16 protein-coding genes and 1 other annotated feature (1 of these 17 only partly in view) are annotated in these 15,577 nt (G+C 58.7%); of the genes, 7 read left to right on the top strand and 9 right to left on the bottom strand.

All coding sequences use genetic code 11. The annotated features are described in order from the left end of the window. Window positions 1-27 precede the first annotated feature (27 nt). From VB780_RS04085 to VB780_RS04070, 4 genes are all read right to left on the bottom strand, one after another. Window positions 28-261, bottom strand: coding sequence for a toll/interleukin-1 receptor domain-containing protein (locus VB780_RS04085; protein WP_323349867.1), 234 nt, complete (start codon window positions 259-261; stop codon window positions 28-30). 65 nt (window positions 262-326) lie between these two features. Beyond that, window positions 327-1,601: a chromate efflux transporter gene (gene chrA / locus VB780_RS04080; RefSeq protein ID WP_323349866.1), complete on the bottom strand. Its 1,275-nt coding sequence runs from the start codon at window positions 1,599-1,601 to the stop codon at window positions 327-329. Between the two features lie 135 nt (window positions 1,602-1,736). After that, window positions 1,737-2,186 carry a hypothetical protein gene (locus tag VB780_RS04075; RefSeq protein ID WP_323349865.1) on the bottom strand — a complete coding sequence of 150 codons (450 nt, stop codon included), beginning with the start codon at window positions 2,184-2,186 and terminating at the stop codon, window positions 1,737-1,739. Between the two features lie 63 nt (window positions 2,187-2,249). Beyond that, window positions 2,250-2,714: a hypothetical protein gene (locus tag VB780_RS04070; protein WP_323349864.1), complete on the bottom strand. Its 465-nt coding sequence runs from the start codon at window positions 2,712-2,714 to the stop codon at window positions 2,250-2,252. Between the two features lie 148 nt (window positions 2,715-2,862). On the opposite strand from VB780_RS04070, the gene VB780_RS04065 reads away from it, so the two are divergent. Together VB780_RS04065 and VB780_RS04060 are read left to right on the top strand one after the other, a co-directional pair. Continuing rightward, the gene (locus tag VB780_RS04065; RefSeq protein WP_323349863.1) at window positions 2,863-3,588 is read left to right on the top strand and encodes a M15 family metallopeptidase; all 726 of its coding nucleotides are present in this window, start codon (window positions 2,863-2,865) and stop codon (window positions 3,586-3,588) included. A gap of 51 nt (window positions 3,589-3,639) precedes the next feature. Next, window positions 3,640-4,548: a hypothetical protein gene (locus VB780_RS04060; protein WP_323349862.1), complete on the top strand. Its 909-nt coding sequence runs from the start codon at window positions 3,640-3,642 to the stop codon at window positions 4,546-4,548. A gap of 98 nt (window positions 4,549-4,646) precedes the next feature. Here the strand turns inward: VB780_RS04060 and VB780_RS04055 are convergent, their stop codons facing one another. Continuing rightward, window positions 4,647-5,897, bottom strand: a complete 1,251-nt coding sequence (locus tag VB780_RS04055; protein WP_323349861.1) for an FIST signal transduction protein — start codon at window positions 5,895-5,897, stop codon at window positions 4,647-4,649. Between the two features lie 355 nt (window positions 5,898-6,252). Here VB780_RS04055 and VB780_RS04050 point away from each other — a divergent pair, with 355 nt between their 5' ends. Together VB780_RS04050 and VB780_RS04045 are read left to right on the top strand one after the other, a co-directional pair. Then, window positions 6,253-6,480, top strand: a complete 228-nt coding sequence (locus VB780_RS04050) for a Calvin cycle protein CP12 (RefSeq protein WP_323349860.1) — start codon at window positions 6,253-6,255, stop codon at window positions 6,478-6,480. Window positions 6,481-6,717: 237 nt separating this feature from the next. Next, window positions 6,718-7,074 carry a Spx/MgsR family RNA polymerase-binding regulatory protein gene (locus VB780_RS04045; RefSeq protein WP_323349859.1) on the top strand — a complete coding sequence of 119 codons (357 nt, stop codon included), beginning with the start codon at window positions 6,718-6,720 and terminating at the stop codon, window positions 7,072-7,074. 170 nt (window positions 7,075-7,244) lie between these two features. On the opposite strand, the gene VB780_RS04040 is transcribed toward VB780_RS04045, so the two are convergent. Then, a complete protein-coding gene (locus VB780_RS04040) occupies window positions 7,245-7,427 on the bottom strand; it encodes a CsbD family protein (RefSeq protein ID WP_323349858.1) in 183 nt (60 codons plus the stop codon). A gap of 233 nt (window positions 7,428-7,660) precedes the next feature. On the opposite strand from VB780_RS04040, the gene VB780_RS04035 reads away from it, so the two are divergent. Both VB780_RS04035 and VB780_RS04030 read left to right on the top strand, forming a co-directional pair. Then, window positions 7,661-9,700, top strand: coding sequence for a hypothetical protein (locus VB780_RS04035; RefSeq protein ID WP_323349857.1), 2,040 nt, complete (start codon window positions 7,661-7,663; stop codon window positions 9,698-9,700). 514 nt (window positions 9,701-10,214) lie between these two features. Next, the gene (locus VB780_RS04030; protein WP_323349856.1) at window positions 10,215-11,549 is read left to right on the top strand and encodes a DUF3747 domain-containing protein; all 1,335 of its coding nucleotides are present in this window, start codon (window positions 10,215-10,217) and stop codon (window positions 11,547-11,549) included. Between the two features lie 91 nt (window positions 11,550-11,640). Here VB780_RS04030 and VB780_RS04025 read toward each other — a convergent pair whose 3' ends face one another. After that, a complete protein-coding gene (locus VB780_RS04025) occupies window positions 11,641-12,501 on the bottom strand; it encodes a methyltransferase domain-containing protein (protein ID WP_323349855.1) in 861 nt (286 codons plus the stop codon). A 133-nt stretch (window positions 12,502-12,634) separates the two neighbouring features. On the opposite strand from VB780_RS04025, the gene VB780_RS04020 reads away from it, so the two are divergent. Beyond that, on the top strand, window positions 12,635-13,969 hold the full coding sequence (locus VB780_RS04020; RefSeq protein WP_323349854.1) for a TrkH family potassium uptake protein: 1,335 nt from the start codon (window positions 12,635-12,637) through the stop codon (window positions 13,967-13,969). Window positions 13,970-14,448: 479 nt separating this feature from the next. Here VB780_RS04020 and rplL read toward each other — a convergent pair whose 3' ends face one another. Both rplL and rplJ read right to left on the bottom strand, forming a co-directional pair. Beyond that, window positions 14,449-14,856 carry a 50S ribosomal protein L7/L12 gene (gene rplL, locus VB780_RS04015; protein WP_323349853.1) on the bottom strand — a complete coding sequence of 136 codons (408 nt, stop codon included), beginning with the start codon at window positions 14,854-14,856 and terminating at the stop codon, window positions 14,449-14,451. Between the two features lie 61 nt (window positions 14,857-14,917). After that, window positions 14,918-15,478, bottom strand: coding sequence for a 50S ribosomal protein L10 (rplJ, locus tag VB780_RS04010; protein WP_323349852.1), 561 nt, complete (start codon window positions 15,476-15,478; stop codon window positions 14,918-14,920). 79 nt (window positions 15,479-15,557) lie between these two features. Then, window positions 15,558-15,577: a sequence feature (ribosomal protein L10 leader region), on the bottom strand (it continues 139 nt past the right edge of the window).

Raw genomic sequence — 15,577 nt, 5'->3', positions numbered from 1 at the left:
GTAGCGGAAAGATCGGCTTTTTGAGTTCTAGAGCCAGGCTAAGTTCACACTGTACCCAGTGCGACTTCTCGGAGCGAGCGACATCACCACCAAAAATGCCTGACACTGCTCCAGATGGTCTTGAATCACACGGGGCCAGGTGGTGCCATAGTCGATGCGGTCATCAATCCATACGGGCAGGTGGTAAGACTCTAGTGCCTGGGCCAGCAGGCTCACGTATGCCTGGTCTTGGCGGCTGTAGCTGATGAAAATAAAGCTCATTGCGGCGTGGTGTCTTCGGCTCCCAAGCCCAGTATGGCTTACGAGTATTCTTTTTTTACCGCAGCCTAGACTATGGCTCCTGCAACCAGCCCCACGATCGCACCAACAGGCACTAACTGCCAGGTCGGACAGCGAAAGCGCACCAGGGCCACCAGGGCCGCGAGGCCCACGGTGACGGCAACAACTGTGCGGGGCACAGTGTCTTGCAGCAGGGCCGCAGCGGCCAGGGGGATGGCGGCGGCAGCGATCGCCCCCAAAACCCCCGGCATCACCCCCTTGAGAAAGCTCTTGACCCAGGGGTTTTGCCGCAGCCGCACCAAAAACGGCGAGGCAAACATGATGAATAGAAAGGATGGGGTGAAGATAGCGATCGTGGCTACCAAGGCACCCAGCGCCCCGGCGACCTTATAGCCCACAAAGGCGGCGGTGATCACCACCGGGCCGGGGGTGAGTTCGCCCAGGGCGACGCCGTCGATGAACTCGTTGCGGGTCATCCAGCCAAAGTCATTCACCACAGCGGTTTCGAGTAAAGGAATGATCACCAGGCCGCCGCCGAAAATAAAGGCCCCGGTCTTGAGGAAAAAGGTGGTGAGGGGGACGAGGTATTCTTGAATGCGATCGAGTCCCCAGAAGCCGGTGACGGCAATTGGTTCTGCGGTGACGTTGGCCAGCAGGTTGGGGATGCCCTGGGTGATGGGTAGCAGGGGGGCGAGCCAGGCGCTGGTGCGGGAAGATGGCCCGGCGGGAGGCGGCGAGGTAGGGCGATAGATTGCTAGACCTGCAAGACCCGCCAGCAAGAACAGCAGCAGAATGTTGATACGGAAGACCAAAGAGAGGATGAGGACGGTAAGGGCGATCGCCACTCCCTGCCAGTCTTTAATTGCCTTTTTGCCCAGCTTCCAGCAAAAGCCAAAAATGATCGCGATCACTACGGGCGAAATCCCCAAAAACAAGTCCTCAATTTGGGGTACGCCCTGAAACTTGAAATAGGCCCATGACAGCGCCAGCACAATCAAAAATGCTGGGGCAATAAAGCATAGACCCGCCACCAGCGCCCCCAACTGCCCTGCCCGCAGGTAGCCAGTGTAAATGCCGGTCTGGGTCGAGGCCGGGCCGGGCAGCATTTCACAGATTGCCACCCCTTCAAGAAACTGCTCTTCGGTGAACCAGCCGCGCCGCACCACTGCCTCATCGTGAATCATGGCAATGTGGGCCTGGGGGCCGCCAAAGCCGATCGCCCCTAGCTTTAGAAAGAGTCGAGCCAGTTCTTTTAACCGAGCCGATAAACTTTCCTGAACCGGTTCTACGGCTGGAGAATTCAATTCTGACGGCTGGCTCATGGGGCAAAACAACAACGCTGAAGCCCACTGTATCGAAATTCGATCATGAAGCCCTATATCGGGCGCTACATTGGGCCGGGTCTGATGGCACCGCGAAGAGATCAGGGGTGTAGAGGGGACGGCATCATTCCGAGTCTAGTTGCCAAACCCGCGAAAGTGGCCGGGCAGCAGGTCGATGCCGAGGGCCGACTTAATCAGGTAGGCCGCCATCAACACGCTAGTGCTGATGGCCAGGTTAAACCCCAGCAGCAGTATAACCGCCGCCATCCAGTTGCCAAACTGGGTGAACCGCGAGACTGGCGCACTGCGAGGGGCACGGCGGCGATCTTTGCCGACCATCAGCACAATAAAGTAGCGGCTGATCAACAGGTCAACCTCGAACCTGAGATCTACTAATTTGGGAGCTGGTTTAGGAATCGCCAGGTCAATTATCCGCTCGAGTTCTGCCCACTGTTGGGTGGTTAAACTGGCCTGCACATCGGGATCAATTTGGGTTAAGTAGGTGGCGGGGGTGGGCAAGGGCCGTCTGACGGCAGCGTTTTCAGAGGTGCTCAGCCAACGCAGATTTTGGAAGTAGGCTTTCATGGAATGGTTAGAACCCGTTGCTACAGTTTCCCTAAAGCCTGACTGATGGGTAGATGAAGCTCGCTAAGACCAGGGTATCCAGCCCGGCCACTGGGCTTGGTAGAGCCGGGCTCCGACCCACAGCATGCCCAGCAAACTGGCCAATAGGGTCAACCGCCCGCCCCAGCGATGGGCAGATTTTGTATGGCGCAGGCGTTGACCGATGGCGGCCAGTAGACACACCAGAGCCACACTGGCCGCCCACAGCAGCAGTACGGTGTAGGCCCAATATTTGTAGTGGCTGTTGTCGGGCCAAAAGGGCGGAAAGATGTCGAAGGTGACCACTAGGGCGATCGCCATCGAAACCGCCGCGCTAGCTGGCACTACGCTGCCCCAGCCCACCCCCAGCCCGTAGGCCAGCAGCAGTCCGGTCATGAGAACGGCGGCTTTTGGGGCGGCAAGGGCGGCGAGCCACCACCCCCAAACCCCTACACCTAAGATGACGCTGACTAACCGTCCAGCTAGGGACAAGATTGTGCCAATGTTCATGGGAGAGACTGCTAGAGCACAACCAATACTAGTGACCGCCACGGCGGCCTGCTGCCTTCTGACTATCGACGCTTTTGGGGTTGACCAATGGCCCGATGATGGAATTAGGCTAACTATTTACGAATTCTTCAAGCTGGGGAAAAGTGCGATGAAACCCTACCAGGCGATTCCCATCTGCGATCGCGGCGAGCCGCTGGTACCTATTCCCCGCGATCGCTTTGCGCTGGTGCAGCCCCACCCTTACCAGGCGCTAGGGGCACCCTACGGCAACCAGTCACCCTATTCCCTCAGAGCAGGCGTGCTTGCTGCCCTGGCCGAAGCCCAGGATCAGCTTCAGCAGCAGCGTCCCGGCTGGCGCATTCAAATTTTTGACGCCTTTCGCCCTTTGGCAGTGCAGCGGTTTATGGTGGAGCACACTTTCGCAGAACAGGCGCAGGCTCGGGGATGGTTGGCTGAGGCTCTCACCCCCGCCCAGCGCAGTGAGGTGATGGCAGAGGTAGCCCAGTTTTGGGCTATCCCCAGCGATGACCCGGCAACGCCGCCACCCCACAGCACCGGGGCCGCCTTAGACATTACGCTGCTCACTGCCACGGGGGACGTGGTAAATATGGGGTCGCCCATTGACGAGGTGTCGATGCGATCGCACCCCAGCCATTTTGCCGCTAGCCCGACCCCGGCCGAACAAACCTTCCACGCCCACCGCACCCTGCTCAACCAGGTGATGGTGTCGGCGGGGTTTCGTCGCCACCCCAACGAGTGGTGGCACTTTTCTCTGGGCGATCAGCTTTGGGCCTGGCTGCGGCGGCAAGAAACCGGCAGCGACAAGTTTTTGGCCCACTATGGGCGAGCCTCGGTAGACTTGTGGGTACAGTGAGGCCAGCGAGTTCGGCAGTACCTAGAGGAGCCAGGGACGATGGAAGGGGCGATGCACGTTAGGTCATGGTTACGACTGGCGGCGATTCCGGGACGGCTTTCCTTAGGCATTGCCCTAGTGGCCGCCCTCGCTGCTGCCGCTCCGGTGCGCGCTCAGTCTATAGCGACGCTGCAAAACTCGCTTCAGCTAGCGGTCTGCCTGAATGACTGGGATACGGCGATCGCCCACGCCAGCCAGCTTGAGCAAGTCCCCGGCCTGCCCATTAAAACCCTCGCCCAACTCGTAACGTTTCGCCGCCAAATGCAGCTATTTCGCCAAAACCAAACGGTGGTGAGCCCGATTGATGGCTGTGAACCCGTGCTAGCCGGGTTTGGTCGGCCGGGCTACACCGGTCGGCCGCTCGATTTTGACCGGGGGGTCTACTCCAGCATCGGGACAGGGACCCCTGTTGTTGCCGCCGACCAGACCCTGCGGCAGTACGAAGCTCTCTGGCAGGCCGGGCTGGGCGTTACCGCCGACACGACCTTAGACCCCCTAGCCGAGGCCCAGCGCATCAACACCCGCAGCGGCAGCGGTGTCACCACCGGAGCCGTGAGCCGCCGCATTGACATCTACGCCTTTCTGGGTGCCCAGGGAGACAGCGCCGACCTCGATCTAACCGTTATTCAGCAGCGCCCTGGGGTGCTCTACACCGACGATGCGGCCCAGTTGTTTCTGTTCGACGCCGAAGGCCGACTTTTGGCCGAAGCCCGTACCACCCAGGGCATTCAACCCCGCCTACCCGCTACAACCCTGCCCGCTAACGGGGTGTACTATGCAGCCGTCACCACCCCTCAGCATCGTCCCCTATTAGATGAAGGTGGGTTTATCACCGGCTGGCAGGGCATTGGCACCAGCGCTATTACCTACACCCTCACCATTGACGGCCTGACGCCCTCCCTAGATCTGGGTTTGCGGTAGAGAGGGAAGATAGGGGGTGCAGAAGGTGGGGAGATGAAGAGGATCGAAACTTCTCAGCTTCCCTATCTCCCTTACCTTCCTCACCTTCTCCCCAACCCCTACGGCTGCCGACAAATCCCAAACACTGAGGTAAACCCGTGCAGAAACGTCGTCTGCCCAACGGGGCCGATTTCGCCACCGCAGAAAAAGCCTCCCAGAGGGAGCCCGGGTAAATATTGGGCAAACAGGCCTGAGTCAAAGTTGGCTTGGTTGTAGAGCCCGGCACCGCGCCCCATGCAGGAAAACATCAGCGCTCCGGCGGGGACGGTTGATGCGGGAGCCTGCTGCTGGTAGCGCTGGAGGAGGGTTTCGAGATCGGTGGCGGAGGTGTGAGCGTCGCGCAGGTGAAACTGCACGCGTTGGCCTGGGCGCAGGCGATCGCCCACAGCGATCGCGCCCATCTTGGGGTCCACCCCCAGCAGGGTGCGAATCAAAAAGTCGCCGGGGCTGAGGCTGAGCTTAAAGCTGTCCTGGGCCATGCCAATAAAAAGCGAACTCTGGGCCAGCTTGCGATCGCCCTCGGGCAGGGTCTCAAACAGCTCTTGCAGCAGTTCCAGGGGTGGGCGCGCTGAGTCGCTGTCTTCCGGGTCGCTTAAGGACAGCAGAATGTTACGCTCGGCCTTGTCCACCCGGTAGACCGGGCCGATGGGGCGGCAGCCCTGAGCCACAATGGTATCGAGCACGATCGGCCCCGCCAGGGCCACCCCGACCAGGCCTTCGGTGTGCAGGGTGCGATCGCAAAATAGCCCGCTGTGGCGATTAAACCCGTCAACGCTGGCCAGACCACCAATCTTCACGCCGCTGGGGTAGGCAAAATCAAGCCCCTGCAGCAGATCCGTCACGTTAGATGAAAACGGATCGGCCATCAAAATAAACTGAGGGTTATCCTCCGGCGCAATCCCAATCAGCTCAGACCAGGCGGCGGGCGGGCTATCTAAATCCGGTAAGTCATCGCTCGACAGATGAAAGCTCCGCACCGTCACCCCCGGCAGCCGCGCCAGCGTCAGGCTCAGGGCCGGGGTATCCTCCAGTTCCTGGGGGTGGCCCTGGGCGTCCATACCGACAATGCCACCGCCGCTGCACCCGACTAGAGCCGGTAGGGGCAGCAGGTCTTGCAGCAGGGGCAGCAGGCGGGCAAACTCGCTGGTAAACGAGGATGAAATAAACACAATGCCCAGATCCGGTGCTCCCGTCAGCCGCTGCCTGAGCTGCTCCACCACGTCCTTCACGGCCCCCTCCAGCGAGGGACGGGTCGAGACAGCATTGGCCCATTCCATGGGTGGGTGGTTGAATTGGGAAATGTCGGTCATTGGGTACGCCCCTGCTTGGGTGGTTCCAGTCTAGATCGGATTGCTCTTTCCCCTGAGTCAATTGCCCCTGGCCCGTCATGTTGACTGGCCCATAATGTTCAGCGGTTACCCCGACCCCTGTGGAGATGTGTACAATGAGTGATGAGTACTTATACTGACCTAGCTCAGGATAATTTGGGGAACTGTCAAGGGCATAACCCTGCCTCTATGGGGTAGAGGTTCCCCCGCCAGACCCTCTGAATCAGTGCAGTATACTAAGCCTGGAGTCGGGATATGCCAACCCACTCGATGGTTTGCCCCCTTGCTGACCAGGCCGCAGGCCCCCGCTAGTTGTTTACACACGGTAAGAAAGGACATGAGCGAGAACATTAAAGAGCGCATTGAAAAAGAAATTGAAGGTGCCCGGGCCGCCTGTGATGCCACTGGTGGCGGCTCCCAGGAGTGCGCCGCCGCCTGGGATGCGGTAGAGGAGCTTCAGGCAGAGGCTTCCCACCAGCGCGACAAAGGCACCGACAGAACCTCCCTAGAAGCTTATTGCGACAGCAATCCTGAAGCCGACGAGTGCCGGGTTTACGACAACTAGGCCACAGGCTGTTTTCGTAGAGTTAAAAACACCAGAAACGTCTCGATCGCCGGGGCGTTTTTGGCGTTTTTAGCCCTCGATAGTCCCTAATTGATATAGCTGTAGTCAATTGGGTGGAGACATTTCTCCGCCAAGCGCCTCTAAACATTTAGACGTTCCAACGTTTGAATGTTTTCTAGATGTCCTAACCTAAGTGACTGTGGCTACACCTCAATATCCCTTCAATTTAGTACTGCTATGACGCTAACGGTCTACGGCATTCCCACCTGTGGAACCTGCAAAAAAGCCCTGCAATGGCTGGATAGCCGCGCCATTGCCTACGACTTTATTGACACCAAAGAGCACCCCCCCAGCCGGGCTATGGTTACAGCCTGGGTAGAAGCTCTGGGCAGCAAACCCATGCGCAACACCTCAGGGCAGTCCTACCGCGGTTTGGGCGATGACAAGCAGACCTGGGGCGACCCCGATTGGATTGACGCCTTCAGCGGCGATGCCATGCTGCTGAAGCGCCCTCTCTTTGTCAAAGACGGCCAGGCGGTGCTAGTGGGTTTCCGGGCTACCGAGGCAGAGCTGAACGATATTTTGAGCCACTAGACAAATTTGGCTGGGCCAGGAGAAATCAGTACTGTAATGACCCTTTGCAATGCCCCTCAAAGGGCGATCGCGATCGCTAGCCCCTTCGTCCCTGCCCATAAAAAAGCTCCGACCCGTAAAGAGTCGGAGCTTTTTTAGGTCAAATGACCTGACTCAGCGTCGCCAGGTCATTAGTCAATGGCGCGCTTGACGTTATCTTTCGCATCTTCTACGCCGTGGCGGACATCAGACTCAGCTTGCTTAGCCTTGCCTTTGGCTTGAGCTTCGCGATCGCCGGTCAGCTTGCCGGCCCCTTCTTGGAGCTTGCCTTCGACATCTTTGGCAGCGGCCTTAGCTCTATCTTCAATAGACATAACGCATTGTCTCCTTAGAGATTACTTTTCTAGAGTAGAACGAGACCTAGACCGCCCCATCTACAGCAGGGTATAGAGGAGTCTCTGCCAAAATGTAGGCTTTGCTACCGTTGGGCCTGAATGTTTGCTGGGGTGAACAGTGCGGGTTTGCCTCGAGGGAGTATCCTGAAGCATCATGGGTGACTTGTCTCCTGACAGACTTTAAACTCAGGACTTAAACTGGGGCTTGAACTATGGAGTATTGGGAATTTCTGCTGCAAAAAGAGGGTGACCAGAGCTGGTTGCCCCTCGATACATCCCAGGTAGAAATTTTAGAGGGCCGCTACCGCGTGATGGCCCACACCAGCCATGCCAACACCCCGGTGCACATTCAGATCGACCAGGTATTGACCGATTCGCGAAGCGATCCGTCCCGGAATCGCCAGGGCGCTGGGGGCGAGCCCGAGCCTCCGGCACGACGCAGCCTGCGTCGCCAGGGTCAAATCAATGAAAATGGACTGATGGTCGTCATGCCCTTTACCCGATTGGGAGAGGGGGCTTGGGATATCCAGTGCGCTAGCGCGATCGCCGCAAATCCAGAAAATGCCAGTGCTGCCGCTCCCTCGTCCTGGTGCTACGCGGTGCAGCTGCGGGTAGTGGCCCAAGACTCGGCTGATGACGGCGACTGGTTTGCCGACGATGGCAGTGCTGGCCTCGGTGCGATCGCGGCTCCTCCCTCCCCCCTGGCGGCCGGGACGCCCGCAGCTGCCCCCGTCCCGGTGATTGATCTCCAGACCGCAGCGGCCGCGATGGATGCGCTGCAAACCCAGCTTGCCAATGGTCTGGCCGAGGACACTTTGCCCTACGGGCTCACGCTGCCCCACACCGCGCTCCTAGGCAGCGCGGGGGAAAGCCTAGGGCTCGTGGCCACGGTGACGGGCCGTGCCGACGGTGAACCCTGCCCGCCCCTAACCCTGGTGGTGCGGCTTTCTGACCCCCAGACGTCGGCGACGGTGGCCATGGCCCCGGTACCGCTGGCGGTGGCGACCCTGCCCAGCACCATGGCGCTGACGGTGAGCGTCCCCACGCAGCTGTCAACCCGGCTGCTGCTGGGAGACGTGGGGCTGTTTGTGGGTGCTGAGGCGATGACCCTACAGCAATTTACGGTGACGGTAGATGTGGCCTCGCTGTTTGATGCGATCGCCAACCAGGCCGAAACTGACACCGATCTAGACGTTGTCTTTCCTGCCGATGACCCGGAGGCGGGCGCTGACTCGCCGCCGCCGCCCGCTCCCGATATCAAAGCCTGGGATCTGGTGGGCCGGGCGGCCCCGCCTCGGGAGATGCCCATTCTCACCCTGCCCCGCAACAGCCCTGAGCTGCCGCCCAAAATTTACTATCCCTCTCCCCACGAGGCGGCGGCGCATCAGCCGTCGCTACCGCTAGTGGGTCGCCCTCGGCCTGCTACCCCAACTCCTGGCGATCGCAGTTCTACCACCCCCGCCGACCCTAGCCCCGAACCGGCCCGAGGGCTGAGTTTGCCCCCCATCGCTCCGCCGCCTAAGGCCGACGACCCGATTGCGGTATTGACCGGGCAGACCCCCAGTAGCAGCAGCGGTCAGCCCCGCGGCGCCGCCCCCCAGCTGATTTCCCACGAGGCCATGGGGTTTAAAGACCTCAAGCTCCAAGATCGCTTTTGGAGTCGGCTCAACGAATTGGCCGTCAATCTCCAGCAGGAGGCGATCGACCAGCGCAGCGAGATCGCTGTCCCCCCTGCTTCCGTCGAGGCAGAAGACCCGATTGCAGTGCCGCCGCCGTTTGTGCCCTTTGCGGGCGAGGTGGTGATCTATGAGGATGAAGACCCTACGCTGCAAGATTTACAAACAGCGGCGACAGTGCCTGCCCCAGAGAGCGAGGAGCCGTCTGAAGTAGTGACTCCGCCCATGCCCAGCCTAGAGCTGCCGGAGGGTGACCTCACTGCCGGTGAGCCGGTGGTGGTGACCCTGCGGGTGCCCTTTCACCCTAACCGCCTGTACCTCAAGGTGTGGATTACTGACCCCCAAACCCGCACCCTGGCCGACGAACCCCGCCAGGTGCTCAACCTGCTGCCCAATGGCCAGGGGCAGCTCGAGGGCAGTCTACAGCTAACGGCTCCCTTCGGCTGTCTAGAGGCCTGGTTTGAGGCAATTTCGGTAGATATGGTCACCCAGCAGGAGAGCTACAAGGCCTCGGTCAGCCGCGCGATCGCTCCCGCAGGGCTACCCTCAACCTCCCTAGACGAGTTTCAGCTTTAAGAAGGCATTGCCCTGGGGCCAAGCCATAGTGCATAGCGGTGAGCGTGAGGGTTTGCTGAGCGTGAGGTTTTGCAACGAATCCTAAGTAATTGCTGCAAAAAGCAGGGTTGTATATCGGAGATACCCCTACAATGATTGCGGCTTTTCTGGGCTAAACCGGTGAATTAGGTCGCTGGCCTGGTTCATCTGGGTTGAACTTAGGAGAGTTTGGTCGTGCCCCATGGCTATGGTTAGCTTTAGGTCTGGCCAACCAGGTTTTTGGGTCTGGGCGGATTAGATCCAGCGTCTGATATTGGGTCGTTATAGCTGTAGCCAGGTTGGTTAAGCCATTTTTCCTCTAAGCGTTAGAACGCTTTCTGGATGTCCTGACCTAAATGACTATGGCCATATCTTGGCTTTCAGACGGTCTGACAAGTGGTTGAAGTCAAAGGTTTGCCTCCGATTGCCAGGGCTAAGGTAGAGAAACTATCCCCACATCACAAATCGCTATCTAGGACGGGTGACAATGAATCCTATGTCAATGTTAAAAGGGGCTGCGCTGACCGCAGCCACGCTTGGGGTACTGGGCGGGGCGGGGCAGGCTATTGCCCAGAACCCCACCTCGGTTCAGCCCACAGTTCGTCAAACTGGCACGCTGCTGGCCCAGACCTTCGATACTGTTGCCATCAACGCAGCCAACTTTCTAGTGGTGGCGGTACCCGGTAGCGTAGCCCAACCCTACCGACTCTACATTGTTGAACAAGTTCAGGCCAACCCGCCCTGCTGGACCATTGTCAACCCCGGTGGTGAGCCCACCCAGGTCAACGCCCTGTGGAACTCCTTCGACTTTACCGGTGTCTGTCGGCTCCAGCGCGACAGCAATGGCTACGCAGTGCGCCTAAACGGGCAAGATATTTCCGGGGCGCGCTTTGAGGTCAACCAGCGCGACGGTGACCTGCTGCTGCAATTTGCGCCCAGCACCGTTTCCCGCGATCGCATCACCATTGGCCGGGCCAACGGCATCAGCCCCACCGGCTTTACTCAACTTGACCTCAATCCCGGCTGGTCGCTCACTAAGCGAACTTTCAACGGCCAGATTGTCAGTTCGCACCTGGTGTACTTTACAAATGACCTCACCTTGGCTCAGCTCCAGGGCGGTGAGACTGGCGGTGGCACCCCGCCGGTAACCCCACCGGTGACGCCACCTACCCTGGCCTTCAACGATATTCGGGGCAACCGCTACGCTGCCGAGATCACTCGCGCTGCTGGCCTCGGCGTCATCTCTGGCTTCCCTGAAGACGGCACCTTCAGGCCCACTGCTCCCCTCACCCGCGAGCAGGCAGTTTCGGTGATAATGGAAACCGCTCGGGTTGTGCTACCGTCCTCCCTGATTGCTGAACTCCCCCAGGCGGTCTTTAGCGCCCCCTTCAGCGACGTAGCCGCCAATCGCTGGAGCGCGGTCAAAATTCAGCAGGCTAAGCAGCTGGGTATTGTCACGGGTGACGCTGGCACCGGTAGGTTCCGCCCCACCGACAACGTCTCCCGCGCTGAGCTGATGGCTATGGCCAATAAGCTGGCGCTGGTGCGGGCCGATGCGGGTGCAGGCGATACCACGAGCACCAGCCCGGTGCCAGGGCGCGATCAGGCCACCGGGGGCATCATTCCCAACATCAGCAACCCGCCCACCTTCACCGACATCAGCGGTCACTGGGGTGAGGCCACGATTAGACAGATGGCGGCCTTCTGTGCGATCGCCACCCCCCTCAACGAAACCGGCACTAGCTTTGCGCCCAACACCAACGCCCTGCGGGACTACACCGCCGCCGTTGCCGTACGGGCCATTGACTGCCCCGCCGCTCGACCCCAGTAGGGTAACGACCAGAGCATAACTCCAGGGTGAGTTCCGTTTGGGACTCACCCTTTTTTGCGCTTTGAACTGTGGCGCTTGTTAGGCTAAGAGCCTAGCGCACCGCACACAGTAGCCCATAGCGAATCAGGCCGCTGTGCAGCCCCTGACGCATTGGCCCCAGCGCTAATGCCCCTTGAAGGGTGCCAGGCCCCGCCTGAAGCAAGCCCGCCAGCCCCTCAGGGCTGAGAGCCGAGGCAATCACCTCATCCCAAAAAGGGGCCACCGCCAGCGACCAGTCGGCAGCTTTGAGCTGGCTAAAGCCGCAGTTTTGCGCGATCGCCTCATAGTCGGGCAGAGAAATCACGTAGGGCAAGCCGTAAACGCGATAGATCCAGTCGAGCTGCCGCTGCTCTAGCCAGGTCAGCGGCCCGCCTAGGGAGGTCGTGGGGCGATGGCACCAGGTGGCCATCAGCAGCTTGCCCCCCGGCTTTAGCACCCGATAGCACTCCTGCAAAAAGGCCACCTTGTCGGGCATGTGTTCCCCGCTCTCCATAGACCACACCAGATCAAAGCTGTGGTCAGCAAACGGGGTGTTTAAAGCATCCGCCACCTGAAACGTAGCCCTAGGGACGGCATCCCCTGCTAGATTTGCCGCCCTAGCCCGCTCCGTGGCCCGCTGGGCCTGCACCGGGCTCAGGGTAATGCCCGTTACCCTAGCCCCAAACCGGGTGGCCAACTCTAGGGCGCTGCCGCCGATGCCGCAGCCGCAGTCGAGAACATCCGCCGCCTGGCTCACCGCCGCCCAGGTTAAGCACTCGTCAATCAAATCAATCTGGGCCTGGCGACGGTCTTTGCGCTGGCGACCATCGGCCCCGTAGTAGCCGTGGTGCATGTGCTCACCCCAAATCTGCTCCCACAGCCCCGAAGAGTCGTCGTAAAAGGTCTGAATCTTCTTGTACAGAACATTGGTCATGACAACTCGACACCTAGAGAACAGCGCAGCCTAGCCGGTTAAATCTTGCGGCATAGTGGTCGAGAGCGTCAACTCGTGAAAATATAAGGTGGCCTCTCTAATCCGTGTCTTGCGGAATGCTCAGCCTATGCAGATGACGGTTCCGCGCACCATATGCCTCGGCTTTTTAGTACTAATCACCGTTGGCACCCTGCTCTTGACGCTGCCCATCTCTACCACTGACCAAGGCTGGGGCGATCCTCTAGTTGCTCTGTTTACCTCCACCTCTGCCGTCTGCGTCACCGGGCTGATTGTGGTTGACACTGGCACCTACTTCTCGACCTTTGGCGAAGCAACTATTCTGGCGCTGATTCAGGTGGGGGGGTTAGGCTATATGACCGCCAACACCTTTCTAGTACTGCTGCTGGGGCGACGGTTAGGCCTTAAGGAGCGCCTGGCCATTCAGCAGTCGATGGATAATTCGGCCCTGGCCGGGGGCAAGTCGCTGGTTCTCTCCATCATTGGCATGACCCTGGTGTTTGAGCTGACGGGTCTGTTTTGCCTCTACCCCGTGTTCAGCCAAGACTACGGCTCTGGCTATAGCCTGTGGCTATCGGTGTTCCACAGCATTAGTGCCTTTAACAATGCCGGCTTCAGTCTGTTTGAGGACAGCATTGTGCGCTACGCCCTCAATCCCTGGGTGAACATTGTGATCACGCTCTTAGTGATCATGGGCGGCATTGGGTACCAGGTAATTATGGAATTTCTCACCTGGCTGCGCAACCGCCTTGCAGGCAACCGCTGCCGCAATTTGTTTTCCCTCAACTTCAAAATTGTGACCAGCACCACCGCAGTGCTGCTGGTGCTGGGTACCCTGGCCTTCTTTGTAATCGAGTACCCCAACCCCTCGACTCTGGGAGCGGTAGACCCCCAGCACAAACTGCTGATGGCTTGGTTTCAATCGGTGATTGCCCGCACCGCCGGGTTTAACAGCATCGACATTGGGGCCATGGGCAACGCATCGCTGTTTATCATGATTGCCCTGATGTTCATTGGGGCAAGCCCGGGTAGCACCGGGGGTGGTATCAAGACCACCACCATTCGTATTTTGCTAGCGGCCACTCGTATGGCGCTTCAGGGCAAGGAGCAAGTGCTCTGCTTTCGGCGGCAGATACCGGCGAGCCGGGTGCTAAAGGCGATCGCCGTAGTAGTCGGCTCAGGCCTGGCGGTGGTCAGTGTCACAGCACTATTGGCCATCAGCAACCCCAATCTCAGCTTCATCGACGTGCTTTTCGAGGCGGTTTCTGCCTTTGCGACTGTGGGGCTGTCTACGGGTATCACCGCTGACCTTTCCGTTTTTGGCAAATACGTGATTATCTTTACGATGTACCTAGGGCGGGTAGGCGTACTGCTGTTTATGGCGTCTTTGCTGGGCGATCCTAAACCGTCTTCTGTTCAGTATCCGGAAGAAGAGCTGCTAATTGGTTAAACTCCAAAGCCCCACTGGGATAAACAGCAAAAAGGGGAGCCGTTGACTCCCCTAGGTTGGTATTGGCCTGATCTGAAGGCGATCGCCCGATCAGGTGCTTGCGCAAAGTTTGCTGTCGCTTTCTCATCTGTCGCTGGCGGGCAGAACCGCCTCGGCCCTTGTCATTGCGACCCGGCTTGCGGGGCGACTCCCATCGTTTCAGGTGTTGTGCCATGGGTAGTTCCATCGATACATCCCTAATTTAGCGCTCCTAAGATTAGTTGGATACCCAGAAGCCCGATATCTGAGGTAGAGAAAAACCACCTTAGAAATTTCCGTACCCATTTGGGACGTTGCCGCAGGGGACTAATAGACTGGGCCTGCATCTCTGCATAGGGTATTGATTGAGAGGTATTGAGAGAAAGTACGCTAAACGAAAAAGCTCCCCATGGTTCACGGGGAGCTGCCAAACGTCTTAGCCCTAGTGGGAAAGCGTGAGGTTACTTGACAGATACCTTGCCGCCCGCTTCTTCGAGCTGCTTCTTGGCATCTTCAGCATCGTCCTTGGTGACGGCTTCCTTGACGGCCTTGGGAGCAGCTTCCACCATTTCCTTGGCTTCCTTCAGACCCAAACCGGTCAGGCTGCGCACCACCTTAAGAACAGCGATCTTCTTGTCGGCGGGCACTTCTTCAAGCACGACGTCAAATTCGGTCTTCTCTTCTTCGGGCTCGGCAGCAGCGGCACCACCGCCACCCATCATGCCGGGGGCCATCATCATCATGCCGCCGCCAGCGGAGGCAGAGGCGTCAACCCCAAAGGCTTCCTCAATTTGCTTGACTAGCTCAGAGGCTTCCAGCAGAGAAAGGGACTTTAACTGTTCGAGAATTTCATCAGTTTTAGCAGACATAGTTACCGGTTAACTCCTGGTTGAAAATAATTAAACACAGACAAATTCGTTACCGATGGGCCTAGGCCGCATCTTTTTCGGAGACTGCCTTGAGGGCACGGGCCAGAGATGCGGGCACCTCTTTGACACCCACCGCCAGTTTGGTCGGCACGGCGTTGACGCCCACGGCAATCCGAGTCGGCATCGCCTTGATAGCCCCCGCCAGACGAGCCATAAGCTCTTCTTTGGTGGGCAGTTCGGTGATGGCCTTAATCTGGTCTTCGTTCAGGGCCTGGCCTTCCATGACACCGCCCCGGAGGGTGGTTTTTTTGGTGTCTTTTTGGAACGCCTGGTACTCCTTAATGGCTCCGCCAAAGTCTTCTTTAACCAGCACAAAAGCTGAAGAATCTTTGAGAAACTCGGTGATCGGCTGCCAGTTTTCGTCGCCATCAACGGCGATCCGCATCAGCGTGTTTTTGGCAATCTTACACTCGGCACCCTTAGGGCGCAGCCGGTTGCGTAGGTCGCTAATTTCAGCCACCGTCAGACCCTTGTAGTCAATTACAAAGGCTAGCTGGGCATCGTTTAGCAGCGCCTGAATTTCGGCTACCAGCTCTTTCTTATTCGCTAGGGTTCTCCCCATATCGATCTCACCTCCTTTAAGTTGGGGATTGGGACTTAATTACCCGATCCAGGTTTGGGCTACGCCCTTGATTGAAATGAACCTCAAAAACAAAACCCC

The sequence above is a fragment of the Leptolyngbya sp. CCNP1308 genome, from assembly GCF_034932455.1.
Lineage (GTDB): Bacteria > Cyanobacteriota > Cyanobacteriia > Phormidesmidales > Phormidesmidaceae > Nodosilinea.
The sequence above is the reverse complement of the archived record's forward strand: the minus strand, read 5'-3'. Positions and strand labels throughout refer to the sequence as shown.